The 11,139-nt window shown below is 48.8% G+C and carries 10 protein-coding genes and 1 rRNA gene (1 of these 11 only partly in view); 8 read left to right on the forward strand and 3 right to left on the reverse strand.

The features are described from left to right. Positions 1–4: 4 nt before the first annotated feature. Positions 5–2,695, reverse strand: a complete 2,691-nt coding sequence (gene polA, locus DESPODRAFT_RS04215) for a DNA polymerase I (protein ID WP_004071612.1) — start codon at positions 2,693–2,695, stop codon at positions 5–7. An 84-nt stretch (positions 2,696–2,779) separates the two neighbouring features. On the opposite strand from polA, the gene DESPODRAFT_RS04220 reads away from it, so the two are divergent. Then, positions 2,780–3,010 (forward strand): hypothetical protein, encoded by a 231-nt coding sequence (locus tag DESPODRAFT_RS04220; RefSeq protein ID WP_004071614.1) that lies wholly within the window; start codon positions 2,780–2,782, stop codon positions 3,008–3,010. 16 nt (positions 3,011–3,026) lie between these two features. Beyond that, the gene (gene purN, locus DESPODRAFT_RS04225; RefSeq protein ID WP_004071615.1) at positions 3,027–3,749 is read left to right on the forward strand and encodes a phosphoribosylglycinamide formyltransferase; all 723 of its coding nucleotides are present in this window, start codon (positions 3,027–3,029) and stop codon (positions 3,747–3,749) included. A gap of 29 nt (positions 3,750–3,778) precedes the next feature. Here purN and DESPODRAFT_RS04230 read toward each other — a convergent pair whose 3' ends face one another. Then, entirely contained in the window at positions 3,779–4,999 is a 1,221-nt protein-coding gene (locus DESPODRAFT_RS04230) for an EAL and HDOD domain-containing protein (RefSeq protein WP_004071617.1), read from the reverse strand. Positions 5,000–5,038: 39 nt separating this feature from the next. After that, complete coding sequence (locus tag DESPODRAFT_RS04235; RefSeq protein WP_040015838.1) at positions 5,039–6,220, reverse strand: TraB/GumN family protein; 1,182 nt, start codon at positions 6,218–6,220, stop codon at positions 5,039–5,041. 130 nt (positions 6,221–6,350) lie between these two features. Here DESPODRAFT_RS04235 and DESPODRAFT_RS19275 point away from each other — a divergent pair, with 130 nt between their 5' ends. The 6 genes from DESPODRAFT_RS19275 to DESPODRAFT_RS04260 form a co-directional block, all read left to right on the forward strand. Further along, positions 6,351–6,539 (forward strand): hypothetical protein, encoded by a 189-nt coding sequence (locus DESPODRAFT_RS19275; protein ID WP_004071621.1) that lies wholly within the window; start codon positions 6,351–6,353, stop codon positions 6,537–6,539. Beyond that, positions 6,511–7,512 (forward strand): hypothetical protein, encoded by a 1,002-nt coding sequence (locus DESPODRAFT_RS04245; RefSeq protein ID WP_004071623.1) that lies wholly within the window; start codon positions 6,511–6,513, stop codon positions 7,510–7,512. The genes DESPODRAFT_RS19275 and DESPODRAFT_RS04245 overlap by 29 nt, the downstream gene beginning before the upstream one ends. Then, positions 7,472–9,181 (forward strand): DNA repair protein RecN, encoded by a 1,710-nt coding sequence (gene recN / locus DESPODRAFT_RS04250; protein ID WP_004071625.1) that lies wholly within the window; start codon positions 7,472–7,474, stop codon positions 9,179–9,181. Before DESPODRAFT_RS04245 ends, recN begins: the two co-directional genes overlap by 41 nt. A 255-nt stretch (positions 9,182–9,436) precedes the next feature. After that, positions 9,437–9,676 (forward strand): FmdB family zinc ribbon protein, encoded by a 240-nt coding sequence (locus DESPODRAFT_RS04255; RefSeq protein ID WP_004071627.1) that lies wholly within the window; start codon positions 9,437–9,439, stop codon positions 9,674–9,676. Between the two features lie 15 nt (positions 9,677–9,691). Then, a complete protein-coding gene (locus DESPODRAFT_RS19280; protein WP_004071630.1) occupies positions 9,692–9,868 on the forward strand; it encodes a glycerophosphodiester phosphodiesterase in 177 nt (58 codons plus the stop codon). 417 nt (positions 9,869–10,285) lie between these two features. Continuing rightward, positions 10,286–11,139, forward strand: a 16S ribosomal RNA gene (locus DESPODRAFT_RS04260); it runs 704 nt beyond the window's last position.

The raw sequence follows: 11,139 nt of genomic DNA on the forward strand, positions 1-11,139 counted from the left end.
GGGGTTAGTGTTCCGCCTCGGCCCAGTTGGCGCCGGCACCAAAGTTGACTTTTAAAGGCACCTTCAGAGGCGTAACGTTTTCCATAACCTGCTTTGCCATGGCCATGAGTTTCTCTTTTTCCTGTTCAGGGGTTTCAAAAATGATTTCATCGTGTACGGATAAGAGCATTTTTGACGCCATTCTTTCCGTTGCAAGGGCTGCCTGCATTTTGATCATGGCAAGCTTGATCAAATCCGCAGCACTGCCCTGGATGGGCGTATTCACGGCAGCTCTTTGGGCGAAGTTTCGTAAATTGGCGTTGGATGAACGGATGTCATCCAGTCTTCGTTTTCTGCCGAACAGGGTCGATACCTCGCAGGTTTCCCGGGTTTGCATGATGGTTTTATCAATAAAGGTTTTTACCCCGGCATAACGTTTGAAATAATTGTCAATGTAAATATCGGCCATTTTCCGGCTGATGCCCAGCTCATTGGCCAGGCGAAACGCCCCCATGCCATAGATGATGCCGAAGTTGATGGCTTTGGCCTGGCTGCGCATCTCATCCGTAACAAGACCGGGCAGCACCTGGAATACTTCCAGGGCCGTACGGGTATGAATATCCTCATCTTTCCGGAAGGATTCAATGAGAATGGGGTCCATGGCACAATGGGCCAGAAGCCGCAGTTCAATCTGGGAATAGTCCGCGGAAATAAGGGTGCAGCCGTCTGCCGGGATAAAGGCCTGCCGGATCTTTTTCCCTTCGGGTTTGCGAATGGGAATGTTCTGCAGATTCGGGTTGGACGATGACAGGCGGCCGGTGACGGTTATGGTCTGGTTAAAGGAGGTGTGGATGCGTCCGGTCTGCGGGTGTACCAGTGACGACAGGGAATCCACATAAGTGGATTTCAGTTTGTCCAGGGTTCTGTACCGTAACAGTTTTTCAGGCAATTCATGGGTTTCGGCAAGTTGAGTGAGTACCTGGACATCCGTGGAAAACCCTGTTCTTTTGCGGGTCTTTTTAACGGTCTTAAGGCCTAACTTTTCAAACAGAATCACCCCAAGCTGCTGGGATGAATTGATGTTGAACTCTTCCCCGGCAAGTTCGTAGATTTTTTGCTCAAGGGTTTTCAGTTCTTCCTCAAACTCCAGGGACAATTGGCCAAGCACATCCGTATCCACACGGATTCCTGCCATCTCCATTTTTGCCAGAACGCAGATCAAAGGCACTTCAATGGTTTCCATCAAAGGGGTCAGCCCCTTGTCCTCGATCTGTTTTTTCAATACCGCATATGCCATGAATGTCAGATCTGCGTCTTCTGCCGCATACTCTGCGGCAAGGTCAAGGGGGACCTCCTGGAACCCGATCTGGTTTTTTCCTTTGCCGGTAACCTCTTCGTAGGAAACCATTTTGTACCCGAAAAGGTTCATGGCAATGCGGTCTAACCCATGTCCCCGGGTGCCGGGATTGAGCAGGTGGGAGGCGATCATGGTGTCAAACACAATGCCTTTGATCTCAATGCCGTATCGGGCCAGGACGATGAAGTCATATTTGATGTTCTGGCCCACTTTAGCGATGTCAGGATTTTCAAGCAATGGCTTGAAAATACGAAGGAGATCTTCTTTTTCCGGCATCTGTATCCCGCCTGTGTTGGTGTGTCCCACCGGAATGTAAAAACCGGCATCTTCCATATATGAAAAGGACAGACCCACAAGATCCGCCCGCATGGGGTCGATGTCTGTGGTCTCCGTATCAACGGCAAACACCCCTTTTTTTTCAAGCGCCGATGCCAGATGTTCCATGTCGGCAACGGTGTGGAGCATTTTATATGTTTTTTTTGATTTATCTGTTGTTTCAGAAAATTCCGAGGCAAGTGTTTTAAATTCAAATGACTGGAACAGTTCAAAGGCTTTGCGGGTGTTAATATCCTGTTCTTGTAGTTGAAAATCGCTTAGGGGCTGCTCAACATGTACATGCTGGTCAATGGTGGCAAGATCCCGGCTTAAATCGACCATCTTTTGGGAAGCTATCAGGTTTTCATGCAGTTTCTTCTTTTTTTTCAGCTGGTCCAGATTCGTGTAGATATTGTTGATGGAGCCGTATTCGGCAATCAGTGCAACTGCGGTTTTCATGCCCACGCCTTTTACACCGGGGATGTTGTCTGAGGTGTCTCCGGCAAGGCCCAGCACGTCAATGAACTGTTCGGGTTCAAGTCCCATTTCCTCTTTTACCCCGGCCCGGTCTGTGACGGTATCCTTCATGGGATCCCACAGGATGCAGTCATCCGTGATCAACTGGATAAAATCTTTGTCTCCTGTGACCATGACCACCTTGAATCCCTTGGCCTGGGCAATGCGGGCGTAGGTACCCACAAGATCATCGGCCTCATATCCGGTTTTCTCGATAATGGGAATGTTCAATGCCTTGATAATCGCTTTGATGTCAGGGATCTGGATGGCCAGTTCTTCGGGCATGGGCGGACGGTTGGCTTTATATTCATCAAACATTTTATGGCGAAAGGTGGGCCCTTTGACATCAAAGAAAACGCCTGCGTATTTGGGTTGTTTGTCCTTAATCAGTTTAAGCAGGATCCGTGTGAATCCGAACGTTGCATTGGTGGGGTGTCCCTTTGAGGTAGAGAGGCTGCGGATGGCATGAAAGGCTCGATATAAAAATGCGCTGCCGTCAATTAGATAAATGGTGTTTTGTGCCGCCATAGTCGCTTCCTAAGGAAATTGTCTGTTGAATTATTATTTAATTAGCGGCATATATACTATCTTTTAAAAGAAAGGAGAAGTCTTATGTCTCAACAATCCCGGCCAAGGACCAACGCCGGAAAGTCCCGGCGGCGGCAAAACCGGTCAAAAATCTGTCATTGCTGCGGTGCCGATGTCATGTTCTGCTGGCAGTGTCGGTGCGGATTTTCCATGTGTCAATCCTGCATGTATGAAAATCAGTGGGGGATGACCTGCAACGGAATTACATGGGAATGCCCCGACTGCGGGGCTCAGAACGGGTATGGCAACCAATAGTGAAAGGAACGGCACCATGGCTGAAAAATTGAAGGTCGGCACATTGATATCCGGTGGCGGCACCAACCTGCAGGCCATTATTGATGCCTGCAACCAGGGGCGCATTGATGCGCAAATTGTTTTTACCGGATCAGACGTTGACGGCGTGAAAGGCCTGGCGCGGGCAAAAAAAGCAGGTATTGACACGTTTGTGGTGGATTATGCCCGGATCATTGCCGATTGTCGCAAGACACGGGATATTGACAGCCTGCTTCCCAAAGATTTTGACCTTGACGTGATTCTTGGAAAACAGCGACTGGTGGATGTGGAAAAGAATCGTGAAAAAGCCCTGTTTTTTATAAAATCCAGGGTCATTGCCGAACGGCAGCTTTTGGATAATATTGAATCCTATGATATGGATTTGCTGGTTCTGGCCGGGTTCATGCGGGTGTTTACCCCTTATTTTATTGACCGGATTAATACCAACGCCTCGGGCCATCGGATCATGAATATCCATCCGGCCCTGCTGCCTGCATTCCCCGGTACCGACGGATACGGGGAGACCTTCCGGTATGGCTGCAAAATTGGTGGATGTACGGTTCACTTTGTTGACTACGGGGAAGATACAGGTCCCATCATCGGCCAGAAGGCATTTGAAATAGCCGATGGTGATACACTGGAGGATGTTAAAGAAAAAGGACTGCAAAAGGAGTGGGAACTTTATCCTGCCTGTATTCAGAAATTTGCCCAATCCCGCTGATGGATTTTCTGGTTGGCGCAATCAAAAAATCAGGGAGAAGCAAAAAAAGAATCCGCCATTTTTAAGGCGTCCATGTAAAAGACAGGTAGTTTTTGAATCAGTTGAGAATCTTTGTCTGCCTGAAACCGCGCATGGTCCCACTTTCCCTGTTCAAAGCTTGTGACAAGGTCATTGAGCTGGCTGAACATGCGGTCTTTGCCTAAAAGTGCATCCTTGATTTTTTCAGACAGGGCAATTTTTTCAAGAATGTCTTCCATGGGCATATCCAAAATGGCATCCATGCTTGAAAACAGCCCCACAGTGAACAATTCTCCCGGCGTAAACCGGGTTTTAATCACATCAGCGCATTGTTCGTACATTCGGGCCTTGATCATTGAAGACCGGATCAGCTCATTGGGCTTTTTCGGGTTCATTTCCGATACCACCACCACAGTGATAAATTTTTTCAATTCCTGCAGGCCCAAAAAAATGATGGCATCCTTGATCGTGTCTACGGCCGTGGGGCGCTTAAAATACGCTGAATTGATAAACGTCAAAAGCTTGAAAGAGATGGCCACATCATTTTTGATCATGTTCTCTATGACATTTAAGGCCAGTTCCTGCTTTGAGACCTCATTTAACAGTTTTAGGTTGGTGACCTGGTTGGCGGCCAGGCCTTTGTGTGATATAACTTCGGGTTTTGAAAAAAAATATCCCTGAAAAAGCTGGAACCCCATGGCTTTAGCCTGTTCAAACGCTTCGTGGGTCTCCACCTTTTCACACAACAGTGTAATATGCTTGAGGTCATTTTCTATGGATCTAAGAACCGGGCCCAGGGTGTCCAGAGGTGTGGCCATAATATCAAACTTGATCATGTCGCACAGCTGAATCATTTCACTGAATTTATGATCATAAACAAAATCATCCAGGGCAATCCTGAAGCCTTGGGATTTAAGAGACTTTAAGGCATTGATGATTTCTGGTTCAGGCTCAATGTCTTCTAAGACCTCAATGATAATATGCTCTTTGGGGAAAAGAAGCGGTGTCTGCTTGAGCAGAAGATCCCGGGTAAAATTGATCAGTCCGGGCTTGCCGGAAAGGATGTCATTGATTCCAAAGGAGAAAAAAGTGTTGGACAGCACACCGGATGTGGCCACAGACCCGTCGATATTTGGGAATACATTATCCAGGCCGAGCCTGAATAAAAGTTCATAACCAAAAATTTTTTTATCTGAAGTGAATACAGGCTGGCGTGCAACAAAAATATCCATTGGATCTGAAACTCCTTTTTAATCAGGACAAAAGTTTAATCAGGACAAAAGTTTAATCATCAACGGCAGGGCCGTCATGGTGCCGATGGAGGAGCCAAGATTGGTGAACACCACCACCAGCAGAATTCTAGTGACATTATTCCGCCAGAATCCCTTGACGGAGGTGATATCCTGAGGGATCGCCTCAAGATCGCGCACCTTGGGTTTGCGTGCAAATGCCTCCACAAGGCCTGCCACCCAGCCTGCTGCGATCATGGGGTTCAGGGAGGTAATCGGGGCGGCCACAAAGGATGATAAAATGGTGTATGGGTGGGCCAGGGCGATGAGTGCGCCGATGCCGGCAAAAATGCCGTTGGCCAGAACCCAGATCCAGATCATGTCGGTTCCGGCGCCTTTACCCTCCATGAGAAATCCGGCAATGAAAAGCATGACGATCAGGCCCGGGATGAGCCATTTCAATATCTTTCCCACCTTACCGGCAGGCGGGAGTGTTTTGAGTGCGGCAAGGTCTATGGGGGTATCTTGATTGATATATTCTAAAATTCCGGGGACATGGGCCGCACCCACAACCGCCACGATTTTGTCTCCCTGCGCACTTCGTATGTTTTCGGCCAGGAACTGGTCCCGTTCATTAATCAGCACTTTCCCAATAATGGGATGATCCTCTTTGACTTCCGAAAGCAGCGATTGAAGGATGTCCTGGTGCTTCATCTTTTCAATGTCTGTCTCTTCAATCTCTTCGGATTGGCCAAACGACAGCACCATGGCAAATATCAGTTTTGTTTTTTCCCAGAATCCCATGCCCCGCCATATCCGGGAAAGGGTGGTCTGAATTTCCCTGTCCGCAGGGACGATAGCCGCACCTGCTTTTTCTGCAGCAGCAATGGCATTGATCATCTCCTGGCCGGGTTTGATGCCGAATTTATCGGCTATTTTTTTCTGGAACGAGGCCAGCAAAAGATTCATAAACAGCATCAGGGCCTTTTTTTCCTTGATGATCTTTACAATATCCATGTTCTGCCATCTGTCTTTATCCCGGATGGCAGCCAGGCGATTGCCGCACAACTCCACACATACGGTATCAGGCTGTTCTGATTCTATGGTGTCCAAAACCAGCTGGGCGCTGTGCCGGGATACATGGGCTGTTCCGATAAGGATGATCTGCTTGCCGTCCCGGTCAAGAATGTGGATGTCGTTATGGTCCATGGGGTTTTCGCTCATTGTGCAACGCTGCCTTTATACTGAATAATGTTTAAGAAGAAAATAGTATTATAAACATTTAAAAATACATGGCAACACAAATTCAAGTCAAATATTGACCTTATCAAATGGTTCTGGTATTCAGCCAGTTATGAAATCCGTTGACGAACACATACTCCGAGTCACTAAGGAAATTATAGTCAAGTTCATTGAGATGGGCCGGCTGTCGCCTTCCAACGTCCATGAATCTTTCAAGGATGTTTACAAGACCGTCAATGATACCGTGAAAAAGAATCTGGATACGCCCCAAGATGCCTCATCCGGCTCACCGAACGCCTGAATCCCGCGTGTTTAAGCGAGTACTGGCCGCAATTAAAGCAGGTTTGAAAAAAGGGTGGGACGGCCTGATCTGGCTGGTTAAAATTCTTGTGCCGATCTCCTTTGCAACGGCGTTAATGCTGCATTATCAGCTTTTGCACCACCTTGATTTCCTTTTACAGCCCATGATGAGCATGATCCATCTGCCCGCATCTGCGGCCATTGTTCTGGTTATCGGCGTTTTTACAGGTATCTACGGCACTGTGGCTGCCCTGTCTGTTATGTCCTTTTCCATGGCGCACATGATCCTGATCGCCGTGTTTACCCTGATCTCCCATAATCTGATTCAGGAAAGCATGGTTCAGGCCAAATCAGGATTGCGGTTTTCAACGGCGTTTGCCTTCCGCCTGGTCATGTCCTTTGTTGTCACAATGATCTGTGGATGGATCATGGGGGTGGATCCCGACAGTGCCGGACCGGCGGGTGTGGCGGCTTTGCAGGCGGCACCGGGCCCGCTTGCCGTCATGCTGATTGACTGGGCCACAGGCACGGCCTGGCTGTGCTTAAAAATTTTGTGCATTATCATGACGTTGATGGTGGTCATGGAATTGGCAAGAACCTTTCGTATTATCGAGGCTGTGACGCGGATTACAGCCCCTGTTTTAAGGTTGCTGGGGCTGGACCGATCCTGTGCGCTGCTTTGGATGACCGCGGCGGTCTTTGGTCTGGCTTACGGAGCTGCCGTCATCGTTGAAGAGACAAAAAACGGTAGTCATGAACCCATGATCTTAACCCGGCTTCATCTCTCCATCGGGGTCAATCATGCCATGATTGAGGATCCGTCCTTATTTCTCTCTTTGGGTCTGCCTGCATTCTGGCTATGGGTCCCCAGGCTTGTGGCTGCCATGGCTGCTGCCTGGCTTCATATGGGGTTTTCTTTGGCAAGGAGATTTTATGCTGCACGCCCTGGTCATAAAAAACTTTGCGATCATTGAGGATTTGCGCATTGAATTCGGTCCCGGCCTTTCTGTGCTGACAGGGGAAACCGGGGCAGGAAAATCAATTATCATCCAGGCCGTAAATTTGCTTTTGGGATCACGGGCATCGGCTGATCTGGTACGTACCGGAAAGGACAATGCCGAACTTGAAGCTGTGTTTGACATCGCCCCCGATTCGCATGCTGCCCGACTCATGGCGGATCAGGATATGGATATTGAAGAAGGCCTGATCATCAGACGGGTGGTTTCTGCCGAAGGTAAAAGCAAAATTTATATCAACGCCCGCCAAACCACTCTGGATTTTTTAAAACAGGTGACTGAAAATTTGGCCGGTGTATCCAGCCAGCATGCCCACCAGGGATTGCTTAAAGAAGATCAGCACCTGGATATCCTGGACGAGTTTGCCCAGACCCTTGATTTACGAAAAGATGTGGCAGCGCTTTACCGGCAGATTCTTCCTTTGAAAAAAGAGATCGCCGGTTTAAAGGTCGGAAAGGAAAAGGCTGAAAAGGAATTAGAACTGCTTCAATTTCAGGTGAATGAGATTGAAACCGCCAATATCCAGCCGGGAGAGGATGAAGAACTGGTTCAAAAACGCGATCAACTGCAGAATGCCGGGCAGATTTTTGAAGCCGTAAACGGTGCGGTGCATAATTTATATGACCGGGAGGGCTCGGTGCTGGATCAGCTTTCAGCGTTGTCTGCCCGGTTTGGCCGATTTTGCGGAACCCATGAAAAACTGGGAGCCCTGGCCCGGCGTCTGGACGAAATATCCTATGAACTCCAGGATCTGGTCTCAGAGTTCAGATCCTTTGCCGCAGTCATCGATCTGGACCCCCAGTCCCTGGATCAGGTGGACCAGCGCCTGGATCAGATTGCAAGACTTAAACGTAAATATGGCGGCAGTGTTGACACCATATTTGAGCAATACCGGAACATGGCACAGACCGTGGCTGATATCCAGGGGATTGATGGGCGGATAGAACAGCTGGAACAAGAGCAGAAGGGCTTGGTGGTCCAGATTCGCCAAAAGGCAAAGGCCCTGTCCATGCGGCGGCAGAAAGAGGGTCTGGCTCTGGCAAGGCAGGCAAAGGCAGAGCTTGGGGCTCTTGAAATGGGCCGGGCTTCCTTTGAGGTGGATTTTTCTACGGACCCATGCGATGATCCCAGCGAACTTGTGACGGAAGATAAGGAAAAAATATTTATCACAGGCATGGACAGGGTGCGGTTTTTGCTCAGTCCAAACCCCGGGGAAACCCCAAAGCCTTTGGCAAAAATCGCCTCGGGCGGAGAACTGTCCCGGATTGTTCTGGCACTTAAGGCGGTGCTCTGCCGGGGCCACTCCTTTGAGACTCTGATTTTTGATGAGGTGGATGCCGGTATTGGCGGTGCGACATCCGACAAGGTCGGGCTTAAACTTAAAGAATTGGGGCGGGTTCAACAGGTAATTTGTATTACCCATCTGGCTCAGATTGCCAGGTACGGCAACCATCAGTTCAGGATAACCAAAGAGGTGTCGGACGGTAGAACAGCCACCCGCATAACCCCCTTGAACTGTCAGGAAGAGAGGATCAAGGAACTTGCCCGGATGATTGGCGGCAGCCGGATCACCGATGCCACTCTTGTTCATGCCCGGGAACTTCTTGATACCGCACAGGAGTCTTGACAAACGCTGTCACTGCTTATATTTGGTAAACTATATAAAAGCCATGGGTTGATATATCAACTGCCGGGCATAGCCCGCAACAAAGGTTGAAAGATCTGAGTGACTTACCCAGACTTTCTTATAAAAAATATACATATAGTGCCTGAACGAAAACCCCGTGTTTGGGCGAGTCGGTTGACCAGATGCAAGGCGCAAAAAAAAATGCAACGTCGCAGATGGGTGACTTCTCATCCAAACGTTATACAAGGAGTGAATATGCCGATATATGAATTCAAATGCAGTAAATGCGAAGAATTTTTTGAAGTGATAGTCATGGGGTCACAAGATGACCGGGAGGTTGTCTGCCCCAAATGTAGTTCCAAGGAGTTTCAGCGGGTGGTATCGACCACCAACTATGCGATGGCTTCGTCAGGAAATTCTGCCCAGGGCGTACATACCCAGGAACGTACCTGTTCAAGCGGAACGTGCAAAACCTATACGGTTCCGGGAGGTTAGGGCCTCGGAATAATCATGCCCGGGTGTGTTGAAATTATCGCCCACCGCGGGGCCAGAAGTCTGGCCCCGGAAAATACCCTGGCGGCTGCCCGTCTGGCGCACAAACTGGGTACTCACCGGTGGGAAACCGATGCCGTCCTGACCCGGGACGGGCACCTGAAAAAACAGTCTGGCCCGGACCGGGGGCCATAGACCGGTTGGACAGTCATCCCCTTATTGACTTGCAATTGCTGGATGCCGGAGGGTGGTTTGAGCAAAAGGATCCTTATTCAACCACGACTGGCTTAGATTTCTGCGGCAACATGAGCCTTTTTATTTTGTATGAAAAATAAATTTATCAAATCTTTTAGTGTGTTACAAATATTTTTGGTCGGCTGGAAAAAAATATTTGAAATTGATTAAAAAAAGATTTGACATTGATTAGAAAATGAAGCATATTGCTCTGGCTTCACGGGAAGGGCAAAGGTTTCCGGGGAGATTTTTTTTGAAAGCAGTAAGTTTGATCTTTGAAAATTGGTCAGTGAAAAAGAAAAGAGCGGGTCAATGACAATGCGCTTTGGAGCGTAACAGCTTTAAGTGCAGACCTTAAAAAGTTTTAGTAAAGGATTATAACTGGAGAGTTTGATCCTGGCTCAGAATGAACGCTGGCGGCGTGCTTAACACATGCAAGTCGAACGAGAAAGGGATTGCTTGCAATCCCGAGTAGAGTGGCGCACGGGTGAGTAACACGTAGATAATCTGCCTTCAAGCCTGGGATAACTATTCGAAAGGGTAGCTAATACCGGATAAAGTCGATTTACACAAGTAGATTGATGAAAGATTGCCTCTTCTTGAAAGCAATTGTTTGGAGATGAGTTTGCGTACCATTAGCTTGTTGGTGGGGTAAAGGCCTACCAAGGCAACGATGGTTAGCTGGTCTGAGAGGATGATCAGCCACACTGGAACTGGAACACGGTCCAGACTCCTACGGGAGGCAGCAGTGAGGAATTTTGCGCAATGGGGGCAACCCTGACGCAGCAACGCCGCGTGAGTGAAGAAGGCCTTTGGGTCGTAAAGCTCTGTCAACAGGGAAGAAGTTACAATTGTTTAACAGATGGTTGTATTGACGGTACCTGTGGAGGAAGCGCCGGCTAACTCCGTGCCAGCAGCCGCGGTAACACGGGGGGCGCAAGCGTTATTCGGAATTATTGGGCGTAAAGGGCGCGCAGGCGGTCTTGTCCGTCAGGTGTGAAAGGCTCGGGGCTCAACCCCGGAAGTGCACTTGAAACAGCAAGACTTGAATACGGGAGAGGAAAGCGGAATTCCTGGTGTAGAGGTGAAATTCGTAGATATCAGGAGGAACACCGATGGCGAAGGCAGCTTTCTGGACCGATATTGACGCTGAGGCGCGAAGGCGTGGGTAGCAAACGGGATTAGATACCCCGGTAGTCCACGCAGTAAACGTTGTACACTCGGTGTAGCGG

It is taken from the genome of Desulfobacter postgatei 2ac9, assembly GCF_000233695.2.
GTDB lineage: Bacteria > Desulfobacterota > Desulfobacteria > Desulfobacterales > Desulfobacteraceae > Desulfobacter > Desulfobacter postgatei.